Annotated in this window: 9 protein-coding genes; 4 read left to right on the forward strand and 5 right to left on the reverse strand. The window is 69.5% G+C overall.

The genetic code is table 11. From position 1 onward, the window contains the following. Window positions 1-5 precede the first annotated feature (5 nt). Window positions 6-6,182 (forward strand): S8 family serine peptidase, encoded by a 6,177-nt coding sequence (locus tag F4558_RS13405; RefSeq protein WP_167944371.1) that lies wholly within the window; start codon window positions 6-8, stop codon window positions 6,180-6,182. A gap of 100 nt (window positions 6,183-6,282) precedes the next feature. Here the strand turns inward: F4558_RS13405 and F4558_RS13410 are convergent, their stop codons facing one another. After that, window positions 6,283-7,809 carry a class I SAM-dependent methyltransferase gene (locus F4558_RS13410; RefSeq protein ID WP_167944373.1) on the reverse strand — a complete coding sequence of 509 codons (1,527 nt, stop codon included), beginning with the start codon at window positions 7,807-7,809 and terminating at the stop codon, window positions 6,283-6,285. Window positions 7,810-7,925: 116 nt separating this feature from the next. After that, the gene (locus tag F4558_RS13415) at window positions 7,926-8,705 is read right to left on the reverse strand and encodes an SDR family NAD(P)-dependent oxidoreductase (protein ID WP_053660920.1); all 780 of its coding nucleotides are present in this window, start codon (window positions 8,703-8,705) and stop codon (window positions 7,926-7,928) included. Window positions 8,706-8,921: 216 nt separating this feature from the next. Here F4558_RS13415 and F4558_RS13420 point away from each other — a divergent pair, with 216 nt between their 5' ends. Next, a complete protein-coding gene (locus F4558_RS13420; RefSeq protein ID WP_053660922.1) occupies window positions 8,922-9,743 on the forward strand; it encodes a helix-turn-helix transcriptional regulator in 822 nt (273 codons plus the stop codon). Window positions 9,744-9,768: 25 nt separating this feature from the next. On the opposite strand, the gene F4558_RS13425 is transcribed toward F4558_RS13420, so the two are convergent. Further along, entirely contained in the window at window positions 9,769-12,633 is a 2,865-nt protein-coding gene (locus tag F4558_RS13425; RefSeq protein ID WP_167944375.1) for an AfsR/SARP family transcriptional regulator, read from the reverse strand. Between the two features lie 454 nt (window positions 12,634-13,087). On the opposite strand from F4558_RS13425, the gene F4558_RS13430 reads away from it, so the two are divergent. Further along, entirely contained in the window at window positions 13,088-13,570 is a 483-nt protein-coding gene (locus tag F4558_RS13430) for a sigma-70 family RNA polymerase sigma factor (protein WP_167944377.1), read from the forward strand. Between the two features lie 53 nt (window positions 13,571-13,623). Here F4558_RS13430 and F4558_RS13435 read toward each other — a convergent pair whose 3' ends face one another. Further along, entirely contained in the window at window positions 13,624-14,370 is a 747-nt protein-coding gene (locus F4558_RS13435; RefSeq protein WP_167944379.1) for a nucleotidyltransferase domain-containing protein, read from the reverse strand. After that, window positions 14,367-15,041: a nucleotidyltransferase domain-containing protein gene (locus F4558_RS13440; protein ID WP_167944381.1), complete on the reverse strand. Its 675-nt coding sequence runs from the start codon at window positions 15,039-15,041 to the stop codon at window positions 14,367-14,369. Before F4558_RS13440 ends, F4558_RS13435 begins: the two co-directional genes overlap by 4 nt. A 347-nt stretch (window positions 15,042-15,388) precedes the next feature. Here F4558_RS13440 and argS point away from each other — a divergent pair, with 347 nt between their 5' ends. After that, on the forward strand, window positions 15,389-17,107 hold the full coding sequence (argS, locus tag F4558_RS13445) for an arginine--tRNA ligase (protein WP_167944383.1): 1,719 nt from the start codon (window positions 15,389-15,391) through the stop codon (window positions 17,105-17,107). Window positions 17,108-17,129: the final 22 nt, after the last annotated feature.

Below are 17,129 nucleotides of genomic sequence, written 5' to 3' on the forward strand. Positions count from 1 at the left end.
CCCCCATGAGATTCAAAGCCCTCGCGGCAACGCTGGCCGTTGTGGTCGGCCTGAGCATCATCCAGCCACTACCGGCGTCCGCCGCTGAGCCCGATCCCGGCGCGGCCGACAAGAAGATCGAGTCGAGCCTGAAGGACCGCTTCCGTACGGAACCGACTTCCGACTTCTGGATCAGGTTCGACACCCCGGCAGACCTCGCCCCGGCGAAGAAGATCACCGACTGGGCCGCCCGTGGTCGGTTCGTCTACGACGCGCTGAACGCGGCGGCGAAGACCTCCCTGGCATCCGTCTCCACCGAGCTCGACCGGGCAGGCGTCACATACACCTCCTACCCGGTCGCCAACGTCGTGCTCGTCAAGGGAGGCACGGAGAAGCTCGCCCTCGACGTGGCCTCGATGACGCAGGTCGCCGAGATCCACGCGACGCCGCAGGTCGCGCTGGTCAAGCCCGTGGACGAGAAGAGCCCGGCTGAGCAGGCTGCCCGCTCCGCCGCCCCGAACGACGGCACGATCCCCTGGGGCCTGGAGGCCATCCACGCGCCCGAGGCATGGGCCATGGGCGCCACCGGTGCGGGCATCACCGTGTCCAATCTCGACTCGGGCGTCGAGTTCGACCACCCCGCCCTGGTGCACCAGTACCGCGGCACGAAGCCCGACGGCACCGTCGACCACAACTACAACTGGATGGCCGGCCGGGGCACGTGCACGGGCGTCCCGTGCGACGACAACGGACACGGCACGCACACCATGGGCACCATGGTCGGCGACGACGGCACCAACCACGTCGGCGTCGCCCCGGACGCGCAGTGGATCGCGACGAACGGCTGCTGCGACAGCACTGGCGTCGAGTCGTTGCTGCGCTCCGGCTGGTGGCTGCTCGCCCCGACCGACACCCAGGGCAACAACCCCGATCCGTCCAAGCGCCCGCACGTCGTCAACAACTCGTGGGGCCAGACCGTCGAGCACAGCTTCGACGACTTCTTCAAGGCCATCGACGAGGCGTGGACCGCCGCGGGCATCTTCAGCGTCTGGTCGTCGGGCAACACCACGCCGTACGCGGCCTGCGACACCGTCTCCTCGCCCGGCTCCGCCGAGAGCGCCTACTCCGTGGGCGCCTACTCATCGGACGGCAGACTCGCGTTGTTCTCCCGCAAGGGCGAAGGTGAGGGCGACCGGATCAAGCCCGAGATCTCCGCTCCGGGCGACGGCGTCCTGTCGTCGTACCCGGGCAACAGCTACGTCGAGATGTCCGGCACCTCGATGGCGGCACCCCACGTCGCCGGCGCCGTCGCGGCGCTGTGGAGCTACGACCCGACCCTTATCGGGCGGGTCGAGGAGACCCGCCGCCTGCTCGGCGAGTCGGCCGTCGACGTCGACGACACCGAGTGCGGTGGCACCGCCAAGGTCAACAACAAGTACGGCGAAGGCCGGCTCGACCTCGTCCGCCTGCTCGAACTCGCGCCCCGCGAGGGCGGCACACTGACCGGTGTCGTCACCGCCAACGGCGCCCCGGTCCCCGCGGCCGAGGTGACGATCAGCGGGCCGTTCAGCCGGTCGATCGGCACCGACAAGGACGGCCGGTTCACCACGAACCTCCCGGTCGGCGACTACCAGCTCAGCACCAAGGTCTTCGGCTACCTGACCGCGACCACCAACGTCACGATCACCCTCGGCCAGGACACCTCCGTCAAGCTGCCGCTCACGGCCGCCACGAAGCACGACATCGGCGGCCGGGTCGTCGACGACAAGAAGCGGCCCGTCCCGAACGCCGACGTCTCCGTCAAGGACACGCCGCTGAAGCCGGTACGCACTGACGCCAACGGCGCGTTCACGATCACCGGCGTCCCCGAGGGCGGGTACGCGCTGACGGTCAAGCCCAACGCCTGCTTCTCGCCCACGACGGTCCCGCTTACCGTCGGCGCGCAGAACGAGTCGCGCGAGATCCCCGTCGGGCTCGTCGTCGACAAGGGCGGCTACAGCTGCGCCGTCTCCGAGGGCGAGTACCTGCGCGGTACCGACCCGGTCGCGTTCACCAGCGGAGTGTGGGCCACGGTGAAGCTGCCGTTCCCGGTCGCGCTCTACAACGGCAGCCACGACAGCCTCGGTATCGGCCTGCGGGGCGTGATCTCCCCGGACACCACCACCGGGCCCGGCACCGGCGGCGCGGGCATCTTCCCGTTCTACGTGCAGAGCCCGGTCGAGTTCGCCTCCGGCGGCGGAGTCTTCACGGCGGCCACAAAGGTCGGCGGCGAGGACGCGTTCGTCATCGAGTACCGCAAGGCCAAGCTCTGGGCCTATCCGATCCGGTCGGAGTACACGGAGCCGGTCAGCTTCTCGGCCACGCTCACCCGCTCCGGCACGGTGATCTTCGGGTACGGCGACGGCGTCGGGTCCGACGACCCGGTGACCGCTGGCGGGCACGCCATCACGGGCATCCAGGGCTGGGCCGGCGTCGACGGCATCCGGTTCTCCGAAAGCGCCCCGGTGCTGCGCGACGGGATGGTCGTCACCTACGACATGCCTGACTTCGGGTACCTCGACGCGACAGTCGTCGACCAGAACGACGGGCTGCCGGTGGCCGGTGCCAAGGTCTCGTTCACGAACAAGCTCGGGCTCGTGGAGACCGTCACGACAAACGCGACGGGTCTCGTGCATCGCCAGCTTCCGGTCGGCGACTACACCATGACCGTCGACGCGCCGAACTACACGACCGCGGCGTACCCCTTCTCCCTCGACAAGCTCTACGCGAAGGCGAAGATCGACGCGCGTCTCGCCACCGGTGTCGCCGGCCTGAAGGCCGACGGCCTCGACGCGCTGTTGGGCACCGACCAGAACGGTGTGGGCTCACTGACACTGACGAACAACGGTTCCGCCCCCCTCACGTACAACCTGGGCGAGGCCGCGCGTCACCCCGACCTGGACGCCTCCGGCGCCACCACGCGCACCGGGAAGGGCGCGGCCAGCACGATCGACCTCGCCGCCTGGAAGGCCGGTGCGAGCGGCATGAAGCCGTCGAACGTCGACGGCAAGGCGGCGACGTCGAGCGCCGCGGAGGCACAGGCGGCCGGCAAGGTCGGCGCGACCTCCGGCGGAGACGTCATCACCCGGATCCCCATCCCCGGCAGGATCGAGGACAAGGAGCCCACCGGCATCGGGTACGACGGCGACGTCTGGGTCCACGACTACAACAAGCGGACCAACACCGCCTACACGGTGACGGGCAAGCCGACCGGGAAGGTCTTCGACGCGTCGTGGAACCCCGCGTACCGGGCGTTCGACATGGCGCTGGACACCAAGACCGGTGACATGTGCCAGATGGAGGACAGCCCGGCCAGCTTCATCCACTGCTTCAACCGGGAGACCGGCAAGGAAACGCGGCAGATCACTGGCGACTGGTCGACGCTGCAGCTGACCGGCCTCGCCTACAACCCGATGCGGGACGTGTTCTACGTCGGTGGTCGGGCGAACGGCATGATCGGAACCGTCGCCGGCACGTCGCACGACAAGCCGGGTGCGCTGCTGTCCTTCTGCGCCCCGCCGCTGCCCGAGGTGATGGGCCTGGCGTACAACCAGGCGTCCGACACCATCTGGTACACCGACCTCACCTTCAACAGACCAACCCGCCTGCTGCAGGTCGACCCCGACGACTGCTCGCTGGTCAACGCGTGGTGGTTCCCGGGCCAGAAGGCGACCCAGGGCGGCGGCCTCGAAACCGACTCGACCGGCGCGCTGTGGGCGGCCGACCAGGTCGCCGACGACGTCGTGCTTGTCGACGTCGAGGACGACCTGCTCACCGACCTGCCGTGGCTGTCGCTCTCGTCGAACGGCGGCACCCTCGCCCCGGGTCAGTCGACGACCGTCAAGGTCTCCCTCTCCTCGAAGGGCGCCAAGCCGGGGACTCTCGGCGCGAACATCGTGGTGAGGTCCGACTCCGGACGCCAGTCCAAGACCTACGTGCCTGTGACGCTCACGACCACGAAGTACCAGGTCGGCGTCAACGCCGGTGGCGCGAAGTTCACCGACGGCTCCGGCTACACCTGGCTCGGCGACCAGGCCGCCGGCACGAAGGCGTGGGGCTACGAGGGGAAGACGAAGGTCGCCTCCACGAAGACCGCGATCGCGGGTACGACGGACGACGCCCTGTTCCAGTCACAGCGCACCACGCCCGACAAGCAGTTGTTCTACCGCTTCCCCGACGCGCCCAAGGGCACCTACGCGATCGATTTCGGGTTCGCCGAGATCGAGAAGGTGGCCAAGGGCAAGCGGGTGTTCGACGTCCTCGTGGACGGAACACTGACGGAGTACGCGTACGACCCGGCCGCGGCCGTGGGGCCGAACGCCGCCGACTGGCGTACCGCCGTCGTGAAGCACGACGGTGGTCCGCTGACGGTGGAGCTGCGGGGCTCGAAGGGTCTGAAGCCCCCGACAATCGCCGCGCTGCGGGTGACGCTCGATCCGCGTGCGGACGCGGCGGAGCCGGAGCCCCAACCCGAACAGCCGGAGCCGGGTCCGGTGCCGGTGGCCCCCGCCGGCCGCTCGTACTCGATGAAGGTGACCGACGGGCTCTACCGCCAGGGCACGCAGGAGTCCGGGTGGCACGGCGACGACAGCTGCGGCGTGCTGTGGTTCGACTCCAGCTTCCTGTTCCCGTTCTACGACACGGCCTGGGACGGCGTGTGCGTGACGACGAACGGCACGCTGACCTTCGACCGCGCCAGCACCTTGGGGAACAACACGGCGCTGCCGTCGTCCAGTCCGATCGACGCGATCTATCCGCTCTGGGACGACCTCATCGTCGACGACGAGGCTGGCATCTACTTCGGCACCACCGAGGTGGACGGGCTGGTGGCGCAGGTCATCGAGTGGCGCAACGTCGCCTTCTACAACGACCGGACGGCCCGTGTGAGCTTCTCGGTCACCCTGATCGCCGACGGACGGATCCAGATCGGGTACGGCGACGGCGTCGGCGGCGACAACCCCCTCACACGAGGGTCGTCGGCGACGGTCGGCGTGCAGAGCCTGACGCGCAACCCCGCGGGCCAGTACTCCTTCAACCAGCCGGTACTGAAGGCCGGCCTGGGGCTGGAGTACACCCTCCCGGCCTCGGGCACGATCGAGGGCACGGTCACCGACAAGAACGACGGCAAGCCGATCGAGGGCGCGATCGTCACGCTCACGGGGCCCAGTGGTGAACGGGTCATCACCACCGACGTGAAGGGCCGGTGGAAGGCTCAGGCGCTTGTCGGCGAGAACACTGTGCAGATCTCGGCGCCGAACTACGTCACCGCCAGCCACCGGGTGACCATCGCCAAGAAGGATCAGGCCGAGGTGGTCGACAGGGCGTTGACCACGGGCATCGCCACCGTCACCGCGGGCAACCTCGACTGGCTCCTCGACAAGGGCCAGAAGGCGACGGCCGACGTGACGGTGACCAACACCGGCTCCGCCCCGCTGGAGGTGCGGCTCAGCGAGCAGAAGCGCACCGGCGACGGCGGGCACGAGGCCGCCGACCTTGGATGGCTGGCCCTCACGGGTGCGGCGGCGACCGGCACTGTCACCCTCGCGGCCGGACAGTCCACAACTGTCACGGCGACGGCCGACAACGCGGGCGTCGCGCCGGGCGTACTCGTCGGGGATGTGCTCGTGGCGTCCAACGCCGGCAAGGGCGAAGCCCAGCTCAAGCCGGTCCGCCTGGCGACCTCGGCCTACTGGAAGGGTGTCGACGTCGGCGGAGCCGGGCACGTCGGCGCCGACGGCTTCGTCTGGTCGCCCGACCAGGCGCTGGGCTCGCGGCCGTGGGGATACGTCGGCGGCAAGCCGCGTGCCACGAAGGCCGACATCGCCGGTACGCAGGACGACGCGCTGTTCCGCACCCAGCGGACCGGCGAGACGTTCAGCTACGTGTTCAAGAACGCGCCCGCCGGGACGTACCGGATCGGCCTCGACTTCGCGGAGATCGAGAAGGTGAAGGCCGGCAAGCGTGCCTTCGATGTGCTGGCCGACGGCAAGGTGGTGCTCTACGACCACGACGTACAGGCGAAGGTGGGTGCGCTGACCGCGGACCTGAACACGGTCACGGTCGAGCACGCCGGTGGCGATCTGACGATCGAGCTTCGCCGCGAGAAGGGCGAGGGCGACCCGATCCTCAACGCCCTCAAGGTCCAGCAGGACCCGCGCCTGTGAGATAGCCGGACCTGTCCGCCAACAGTGGTCAGAGCCTCCACGGAAAGCATCGCCGTGGAGGCTCTGACCCTGCGTGGTCGCGTCCCGTCAGGGCGAGCGCTCACTCATTCCAGGGTCGGTGGGCGACGGTGAGGATGTGGGTCGTCGGCCAGTCGAGGGGCCGGCCGTCGAGGTCAGTGAGAGAGGCTACCGGCGCGATCCGGTTGTCGATCACCCAATCGTTGCGGACGGCGGTGGAGGCAGGAGCGATCTCGAAACCCGCTTCGGTCAGCAGCGTTGTCCAGTCGGCGAAACTGAGGCCACAGAACTGTTCCTTCGTCTCGGAGAGCCAGCTGTCGATGTAGTCCTTGCGGGTCAGGTAATCCATCGCGGAGCCCAGTTCAAGGCGTACCGAGCCGTCGGGCAGGGCCTCGTAGTCGAAGGGGAACGCGAAGTCGACAGCGAACTGATCCAGCCGCGCCCGCGTCGACAGTCCGCCGACATACCGCCTGACCTCGGCGGAGTCCAGGCTGGCGAGATCCCGGCGCGGCGATGCCGGGTTGTCGCCGTCATCTGCCACGAGTCGCAGGATCACCGGCCGGTGGGGATCGTCCGGGCCGCACACGTCGCTGTTGATCCAGACGCCACCGGGCACTGTGTGGTCGTGGATACGGCGGGCGAACTGCAACAGTGACTCCCGCTGCCGCCCGTACGACCAGATCTCATGGGTCAACGCGAAGGTGAGGGTGGTGTCCACCGACCGTTCCTTCAGGACCGCGCCACCGAGGACGTTCCGGTGGAAGAAGTACACGTTGGCGTTGCGGAACACGCCCTGCGCCTTCTTGTGCAGGCACTCCTGAAAGAGGTGTCGGGCGACCTCGACGCCGATGAGGTCGCTCTCGTGCAGGCCGGGTTCCCGATCGGCCAACTCCAGGACCGCCCCGGCGCCGCAGCCGATATCGACGATGCGGCCGGGTTGCACGTACTGACGGACGGCGTCCCACTTGCGCTCGGCTGCGCCGGCGAAGGCCTCCACGTACGTCCGGTAGTCGCGGGTGACGGTGAGGCCACCCTCGTCGCCGACGAGCGGGTCGTTGACCACCATCCGGATCTCGTCGACCAGGCGGTAGCGCTCGAAGACGTCGATCGTCGCCGGGTGCGTCAGCTCGCGCCACGTGTCGTCGCCCGCGGCCAGGCGTAGCAGGACATCCCACGGCCGTTCGGGCGTGGTCCGTAGCTCGGGATCGGCCTCGACCTGCGCGATCGTGAAACCGAGCCGCTCGTACAGCTTGGCGACCTCCGGCGTCGAGCATGCCACCAAGGTGTCCCCGGGAGTGAGTTCGAGTCCGGTGGCTACCGCGATGTTCTTGAGGGTCACCTCGGCGAAGTCGTCGGTGTACGCGGTGTCGAAGATCGGCACGACCAGCGAACGCAGCCCGCTCAGCACACTGAATCGCTCGATCGCGGCTTCCCGACGGTGGTACGGGACCGGATTACGCTTGGTGTTCTCGTGGTTGGCGGAGGTCACCGCCCAGACGATCGTGGCAGCGGCGTCCTCGGCGAGCCGCCTCAGGTAGTCAGCCTGGAAGCGGGTCAGCAGGTGATGGCGCCCTGGAAAGAGCACGAAGCGGGTGGACGGGCCAGCCATGATCACCCCACGTTTGTTCCGGCCGGTGTACGGCCCGCGATGGTAACGGGTCGGTGCCTCCGCCAACCGGGCGGGCTGATGGCCAGCGCCGATCGCCTTCCCACAGGGCTGGGCCGTCAGTTGCCGCGGTACCGGGACGCCAACTCCGGGCTCTGCGCGTTGAAAGCGGCCAGCTCCGCGGAGAAGATCGCGTTCAGCAGGCTCGCGTCCTCCACGCCAGGGGCCACCACGACCTCACCCAGTTCCAGCCCGCGCAGGCTCGCGGTGACGACGTCGTCGGCACTCATCCGTCGTACGGCGCTGAGGTCCATGCCCTGACGCTCGTGGAACTCGGTAGCCACCACGCCCGGGCACAGCACCTGGACCCGGACACCGGTGCCGTCGAGTTCGGCGCTGAGCGTCTGCGACATGGCGACCGCGAAGGCCAGACCGCCTGCGTACACCGCGCGCCGCGGCATCACCGAACTCGGCGCGGGACCGCTGAAGGCGATCATGCCGGCGACGTTGACGATGGCGCCCTCACCGCGGGCCTGCATACCGCCCACGACCGCCCGGGTGAGCATGGTGGGCGCCACCGTCTTGACATGGGCCAGCTCGCGGGCCTTCTCGGCGGACAGGTCGGCCAGGGGCATGTAGTGCGCCACACCGGCGTTGTTCACCAACAGCGTGATGTCCTCGGTCGCGCAGACCTTGGCGATGGCGTCGATCCCGGCGTCGGTGGACAGGTCAGCCGCGATGCCACGGACGTTGACCTCCGGGTGGGCGGCTACGAGTTCCTTCAGCCGTTCCTCGCGACGCCCGACGATGATGAGGTCGTAGCCCAGCCCGGCCAGCCGTTCCGCGAAGGCCCTGCCGATGCCCGACGTGGCCCCCGTGACGAGTGCCCGCTTGCTCATGATCGTTGGTCCTTCCAGTTGGAGATGTCCCCGCGGCGATCACCCGTCGGCGTCTGGCGCACGCGACGCCGCCGGCGGTGAGGGCCGCACCACCAGCATCAACCGGCGGCGACGAGACAGGCAGTGCCGCCTTCTTCCTGGTATCGGCACTCCCAGGCACCGGCGACCCGGCAGTCCTGGCGGCCCGCGCCTCGGCCCGTGGCTAGCATCGACCATATGGCCGAGGACCTGCTCGCGGGCTACTTACGGGCACGTCGGGGGCAGCTCCGCCCGGGTGACGTCGGATTGCCCGAAGGGACAGGCCGACGACGCGTGGCGGGTCTGCGCCGCGAGGAGGTGGCCCTGCTCGCGGGCATCAGCGCCGACTACTACCTGCGTCTGGAACAGGGCCGCGGAGGGACACCGTCGCTCCAGGTCATCCGGGCGCTGGCGCGGGCGCTACGGCTGGACGACGCGGCCACCGCCTATCTCACGAGCCTGGCAACACCGGCGACGACCGACGCGGAATCGGCGAACCAGACCGACGAACGGGTCCCGTCCAGCGTCGAGAACCTCGTCCGGCTCCTGCCCCTGCCCGCGTTCGTGACGGGACGCAACTTCGATGTCCTCACCGCCAACCGCAACGCCTTCCGGATCTCTCCGGAGCTGGTGACCGGGAAGAACCGGCTGCGGTCGTTCTTCCTCGTCGACTCCGAGCGAGACCTCTACCGGGACTGGCAGACGACGGCTCGCCGTTTCGTGGCTGTCGTGCGGGACACCGTCGGCCGGGGCGCTGCCCGTCCCGACTTCCTGGCGTTGGTCGACGAACTGTCGGAACGCAGCGAGAGCTTCCGCCAGTTGTGGGAGCGACACGATGTCGTCACACGTGACACCGAACTCGCGCTGCTGCAACACCCGGTCGCGGGGCCCCTGCAACTGCACCTGGAACGTCTGTCCGTCGCCGGAATGCCCGAACAGGGCTTGGTGATCTACCACCCCACGGCCGGCTCGGAGGACGCCCGGCGCCTCACCCGGCTTCTGGGCAGCGCGGACAGGTAGACGGCCCGTCGTGCCCCGCTCGAGGTCAGGCCGCCGCGCCGTGGCTGAGCTTGGCCAGGCGACGCCGGATCTGTTCCTCCTGCTGCGCGTCCGAGTCGTTTCCCAGAGCGAGCGCCTGGAGCCATGCCGCGCGGGCGGCGGGCCAGTCGTTCATCGCGTAGGCGGTGTCTCCGAGGCCCACACTCGCGCGGACCATGTGCACGCGGTGGCCGACCCTCTGGGAGAGCTCCCGGGCCGCGGTCCAATCCGCCAAGGACTCAGCGAACTGCCGTTCGCGCAGGTAGAGGTTGGCCCGCCGCAGGTGACATTCGCTGCGGCGGACGTCGTCGGCGAGCTGCTCGCTCAAGGTCAGGGCTCGGTCGATGGTCTCGAAACTCACGGCGCGGTGGCCGAGCTCGTACTGCGCGTCGGCGAGGCGGCACAGCACATCGGCCTGAGCCGTCCGGTCCCCCAGCGACTCCGCCATGCGCAGAGCCCGGTGGTGGCAGGCGACGGACCTGTCGTAATCGCCCACCGCGAAGCTCACCTCGCCCAGATTGCGTAAGGTCAGCGCCTCGCGGGACGCGTTGCTCAGCTCGGTGAAGATCACGAGAGCCCGTTCGAGCAGGGCCAGCGCGGAGTCGCTGTCGCCGAGGTGGAAATGGGCGCCGGCCAGACTCCGCAGCATCTCCGCCGCACCGGCCAAGTCGCCGGCGCGTTCGGTCGCGTCGAGGCATTCGCGCACCACAGTCGCCCACTCGTGCCACCAGCCCTCCCGCTGATAGAAGCCCTGCACCGTGAGCTCCAGCTGCCAGGCGTCGTACACCCGGCCCCTGTCGTTCGCCTGACGCATGACCGCCTTGAGCACCTCACGCTCAGCGGCGAACCAGTCGGCGGCTTCCCGGCCGTCCCGCGGACTCTCGTCGACGACCCCGTCGGGCACCGCGGGTGGGTCGGCGTCGATCTCGGCATTGATGAAGAGATTGGCCGCGTACGCCGTCCGCCGATAGAGGCCGAGCAGCCGGTCCGCGGCCGCCTCGCGCTCCGGGCCAGGCTCGGCGTCGAGCATCAGTTCCCGCGCGTACGCGGCGATGAGGTCGTGGGCGCCGTAGCGACCGGGCAGCCGTTCGGTGACCAGCCGGCTGCGCACCAGCTCGCCGAACACCTCGCGGGCGTCGCGTGCGGACAGGCCGCCGAGGCTCGCCGCCGCCGCGCGGGTGATGTCCGGGCCTGGATGCAGTGCCAGCAGGCGGAAGAGTCGCGCGGCAGCAGGGCTGAGGTTGCGGTAGGACCAGGAGAAGATGGCGCGCAGGTCGCTGTCCGGGTCATCGGAGCCAAATCCGTCGAGACTGCCCTGAGCCTCGTGCAGTTCACGCGCGACATCCGAAAGCCGATATCCGGGTCGGGCCAGGGCCCGGGCGGCCACCATGGCGAGTGCCAGCGGAAGGCCCCCGCACAGGTCGACGATCTCGTCCAGCGCCCGCCGTTCGGCCAGAGCACGGGCGCGCCCGACGCGCGAGATCAGGAGTTCGCGCGCCTCGTCGGTCGGCAGGACGTCGAGCGTGAGCACGTGGGCCCCGTGTGTCGTGGCGAGACCGGCCAGGCTGTACCGGCTCGTGACCAGGACGAGGCTGCCGGGAGCGCCGGGCAGCAGCGGCCGGACCTGATCGGCGTCGCGGACGTTGTCCAGCACGATCAGCACCCGCCGCTCGGCCAGGACACTGCGGTAGAGCCCTGACCGGGCCAGGTAGCTCGCCGGGATGTCGGGTCCACGGACGCCAAGTGCGTGCAGGAAGTCCTCCAGCACCTCTCCCGGTGTCAGCGCGGCGTCCGGATCAAGGCCCCGGAAGTCGACGTGGAGCTGACCGTCGGGGAACTCGTCGGCCACCAGGTAGGCCAGGTGGGTCGCCAGGCTCGTCTTGCCGATGCCGGGGATGCCCTCGATGGCGACGATCCGCAGGGCGTTCCCGCCAGCTCGGCCGTGGATGAGCGCCAGTGCCCGGCGCAGGCTCTTGTCCCGCCCCGTGAAGTGAGGCAGGTCGGGCAACAACTGCGCCGGGCGGACGAAGAAGCCGTCCGCCGACGGGTCCTTGGAGCGCAGTGGTGCTTCCGCCCGCTCGGCGAGGCCGGAATCACCGTTGCGCAGGACCGTACGGTAGGCCTCCTGGATCTCCCGGCCCGGATCGATCCCGAGGTCGTCGGCGAGCCGGCCGCGCAGTTCCTGGTAGAGAGCGACCGCCTCAGCCTGCTGCCCGACCGCGGCCAGGGTCAGCAGCAGTCTGGCCTGAACGGCCTCGTCCAGAGGACGTTCCTGGGCCACACGCCGCAGCATCGGAAGCACAGCTCGCCCCGCGCCGGCAGACAGCGCCAGGTCGGTGGCCTCCCGCACCAGATCGGCGTACTCGTTGTCGACGGCTTCGAATTCGGCGATCGGGCGACTGATCAACTCCGGCGCTCCGGCGCACGGCCCGCGCGACAGTTCCAGCGCTTCGACGTAGGCCGCCAGTGCCTGCGCGGGATCGTCGGCCGCCCGCGCCCGCTGCGCCAGGCGTCGGAATGTCAGCAGGTCCAGCCCGTCGGCGTCGGCCACGATGCGATAGCCGGACGCGTCACTCACCAGCCACCTGCCGGACGCACGAGGGCGCAGGCCGGGTTCGAACAGCCGCCGGAGCCGACCCAGATAAAGGTGCACGATGTTCGCGGCGCTGCGCGGCGGTCGCTCGTCCCACAACAGGGCGACGAAATCCGCGAGGCCGACCGGCTGGCCGGCCCGCGCCAGAAGCAACGCCAGAATGAGGCGTTGCTGGCGCGACCCGGGATCGACAGGCTGCCCGGCGCGCCACACCTCCACGGGGCCTAGCACCGCGAAGCGCACGTCGTCCTGCGCCCCGGTCACGGAATCGACCCCCATCAGTGTCGCCGTCGGCCAGTGATCATTGGAAGCTTAGGCGAGCAGTTCGGACGGGACCGCTGGTACCGGCGGTTGCGGCCGGACGCTTGTGAACTCCGACCACCCGGCCCCGTAGTACAAGGCGTGATGTCATCCCGTGAACCGCTGGTCGGACGCGAAGTGGAGACGCATCTGGCTCGCCTTCGGCGAGAAGCTGCGCCGCCACGGAGCCTTTCGCGGCTCCACGTTTCCCACCGTACGGTCAATGCCCATCTCTATCGAGTTTTTCCGAAGCTCGGAATATCGGCTTCGTGACGCCTTTTTCTCCCATTTCCCGGAGCAGCGGAGCGGCTTATCAAAAACAAATACACTGGCAATAAAGTAGGAATTAACAGGCGGGCTCCTACGCTTCCCTCGAACTGTTGAAGTCGACGGGGGGAACACGATGCCGACGTCACCTGATACCGAGGCGCACATGCGGGAGCTCCACCGGGCCAACGGCGGCGCGCTGCTCCACTATCTGAGGAGACTGACCCCTGCAGGCGCATCCTGCACTGCCGAGGATCTGGTGCAGGAGACCATGGTCAGAGCCTGGCGCAACCTCGACAAGATGCCCTCCGGCCCGGAGCCGCAGCGACGCTGGCTGTTCAAGGTCGCGCGGCGCCTCGCCATCGACGCGCACCGCAGACGGCAGACGCGGCCCGTGGAGGTCGGCCTGGCCGAGACGGACCTGTCGCCGCCGGTGAACGCCGCGGCGGAAACGGCAATCGCATCGCTGACCCTGCGGCGCGCCGTCGGTGAACTGGCCCCTGCCCATCGGTCCGTGCTGATCGAATTGTATGTGAAAGGCCACTCTGCCGGCGAGGTCGCCGACCGACTCGGCCTTCCCGTCGGCACCGTGAAATCACGCGCGCACTACGGCGTGCGGCATGTGCGCAACGCGCTGACGAGCCGCTGAACGACAAGGTGTCGGCACGCGCCGGCCATCTCGGGAGGGACCGGTCGGCGACCTCAGCCCAATCGGGTACGCACCACCAGGTCGTGCAGGGCGTCCACCGCCGTCGGGTCCACCTGCCCGGGCAGCGTCGAGGAGTCCCGAGCAGTCTCCAGTTCGGCGCGCAACCGCGGCACGTCAGTGGCGAGGTGCTGCGCAGCGCCTGCGGGGAGTGGTCCGTGCTCGGCCTCCCGCTTGGCGGCGATGAGATCCGGCACGTACGGCAACCTCGCTCCGAGCACACCGAGGTCCGCCTCCAGGAGGCCGGTCCGCATCAGGTGGATGCCGGTGAGCAGGACCCGCAGCGTGTACAGCGCGGGCTTGAGCTGCCCGGTCCTGGCGTACAACTTCTCCTGGGTGGCCGCGAACCCGAGGTAGTGGTGCGCGTGGTGCCGGGTGACCAGTCGCGGGGCCAGCGAAACGAGCTCGGCGTGCACCGCGCTGGTCACGACCACCAGCGGCGACAGCACCTGCTCCAGAACGTAGCCGTTGCGGCTGTTCAACAGCTTGGCGAACTTCAGCAGATCGTGGCTCACCACGTCCAGCTCGACACCGTCGCGCACGCCCATGTGCTGCAACGTCTGCGGTCCGGTGCGCAGCCCGACCACCTCCTCGGGCGAGAGCAGGTGCGCGGCTCGCAGATCCAGGTCGGAGTCGATGGACGCGAACCCGTACAGGTGCGCACCGCTGACGGTGGCGAACAGCAGCGGGCGAGGCAGGGCGCGGACTGCCTCCGCGGCCCACGACGGCACGTAGATGGTCACTGCAGGTTCCTCTGCCGTACGGCCGTGAGCAGCTGATCCACTTCATCCCGGTCGGGCTGTTCGGGCAGCGCGGTGGTGGCGGCCGCGTCGGCGAGCTCGACGAGCAGGTCGGCGCCCCAGGCGGCGACCTCGTCCCAGGACAGCTCCCCACGCCGCACCGCGAGCAGCCGGTCACGCAGGTGGCGAACGTCGACCAACACGTCCCCGGTACGCAGCACGTGCACCCCAGCGACCAGCAGCCGGATCATGTGCATTGCCTGTTTGTGGTTCGTCTCGCCGGTACGCGCGCGGCGGGCGGCCACCCGGTTGAGCTGATCCCGGGCGTAGCTGCCGTAGGTCTCCGCCACACGCCTCGACAGGAACGCCTGCCGCGCCGCCAGTAACTGTTCCCCGTCCACGGTGACCGTCTCGACCAGCGGGGACCAGAGCACCTCCAGAACCGTCGGGTTGCCCTGCAGGGCAAGCACGCAGAAGCGTTCGAACTCCCAGGAGAACTGCTCCGCCGCCGGGCCGTCGAGGTGGGTGGGCGGCTTGTCGAGACGCCAGAACGCCTGCGTGGGTGCCACGTACACGCCACGCCGGTCGTAGTCGGAGTCCGGGCCGTGCAGCCCGTACGCCCGTGACCCGACCACAACGGCGAGGGCCGTATGCCGTTCGACAAGCTCGATCACGCCCGGGAGGCTACCCAAGCACCGGCCCGCATGCGTCATCCTTTCCAGGCAACCGGCGCAGACAGCTGCACGGCCTGAGGTGGGCATCGGTCGGCCGGCTAATGACGTTGCGCCGCCGATCCGCCAGGTTAAGCTGACGGCATGATCAGCTCGCCCGCGTACCCGATGGCGTCCCCCGACGTCCTGTTCGGCGCGCGGCGACGCCGGCGGCACCACGACCGCCTGCGCTGAGCAGTCTTCTCTGCGACCGGCGGATCGAGCCGCCGGTCATCATCGATCGTCCTCGGTCCGCCCGCATCCTCATCCGGTGATCCGCGCTGCGGATCCGAGCGAGATCGGCGTACCCCATGGATTTGGAAAAGCTTCTGGCCGACCGGCTGGCGCCGGCGTTCGCGACGGTGGCGGGCGAGCGGGTCGACCCGGTCGTACGGCGCTCCGAGCGGGCTGATTTCCAGTCCGACGCGGCGCTGGGTCTGGCCCGTCGGCTCGGCCGGCCGCCCCGCGTCATCGCCGCCGAGGTGCTGCGGCACGCCGAGCTGGCCGACCTGTGCAGTGTGGCGGAGCTTTCCGGGTCGGGCTTTCTCAACCTGACCGTCTCCGACGCCGCCCTGGCCAGCATGGTGTCCGCGCTGGCCGGCAGCTCGCGGCTGGGAGTGCCGGTGGTCGCCGCGCCAGAGACGGTGATGGTCGACTACTCGGCGCCCAATGTGGCGAAGGAGATGCACGTCGGGCACCTGCGGTCGACGGTGATCGGCGACGCGGCGGCGCGCCTGTTGGAGTGGCTGGGGCACCGGGTGTTGCGGGCCAATCATCTGGGCGACTGGGGTACGCCCTTCGGCATGCTGATCGAGCATCTGGTCGACCTCGGCGGGGCCGACGCGGCGCAGGAACTGTCGATGGGTGACCTGGACTCGTTCTACAAGGCAGCTCGGGCCACGTTCGACGGCGACGAGGCGTTCCGGGAGCGGTCCCGGCGGCGGGTCGTGGCGTTGCAGGGCGGCGATGAGGCGACGTTGGGGCTCTGGCGGTTGCTGGTGGAGCAGTCCGAGCGGTACTTCCTGACCGTGTACGACCTGCTGGACGTGACCCTCACCGAACGGGACTTCCACGGTGAGAGCAGCTACAACGACCTGCTCGGCGCCGTGGTCGAGGACCTGGACCGACTCGGGCTGCTGCGGGAGAGCGAGGGTGCGGCCTGCGTGTTCCCGCCGGGTTCCGTCGGTCGGGACGGCGAGCCACTGCCGTTGATCGTCCGTAAGTCCGACGGCGGGTACGGCTACCCGGCGACCGACCTGGCGGCGATCCGGCACCGGACCGCCACGTTGGGCGCGACCCGGCTGCTCTACGTGGTCGGGCTGCCGCAGCGGCGACACTTCGAGATGGTGTACGCCGTCGCCGCGCAGGCCGGATGGCTGACCCCGCCGGCCCGGGCCGAGCACATCGGGTTCGGCTCGATCCTCGGGCCGGATGGACGGATGCTGCGGAGCCGGGCCGGCGGTTCGGTGAAGCTGGTGGGGCTGCTGGAGGAGGCGATCGCTCGGGCCACCGCACTGGCTCGGCAGCGGAACCCGGAGTTGGGCGAGGCTGAGGTGGCGGAGGTGGGCCGGGCGGTGGGCATCGGCGCGATCAAGTACGCGGACCTGTCCAGTGACCGGCACCGGGACTACGTGCTCGACTGGGAGAGGATGCTCTCGCTGGACGGCAATACCGCTCCCTATCTTCAGTACGCGTACTCGCGGATCCGGTCGATCTTCCGGCGGGCCGGGGTGGCGGCTCGGCCGGAAGCGGAGATCTCGCTGGCCGACCCGGCCGAGCGGGCACTTGCCTTCGAGCTTGTCGGCTTCGCCAGAGTGGTCGACGAGGTGGCCGTGAGCCTGGAGTTCCACCACCTCGCCGGATACCTGTACCGGCTGGCCGCCACGTTCAGCACGTTCTACGAGCGGTGTCCCGTGCTGCGGGCCGACGACCCGGTCCGGGAGAGCCGTCTGGTGCTCTGCGACCTGACCGCCCGGGTGCTCCGGCAAGGGCTCCACGTTCTCGGCATCCGGACCCCGGAACGGATGTGAGCAGGCCTGGTGTCACCCCTCG

The sequence above is a fragment of the Micromonospora profundi genome, from assembly GCF_011927785.1.
In the GTDB taxonomy this organism is placed as follows: Bacteria; Actinomycetota; Actinomycetes; order Mycobacteriales; family Micromonosporaceae; genus Micromonospora; species Micromonospora profundi.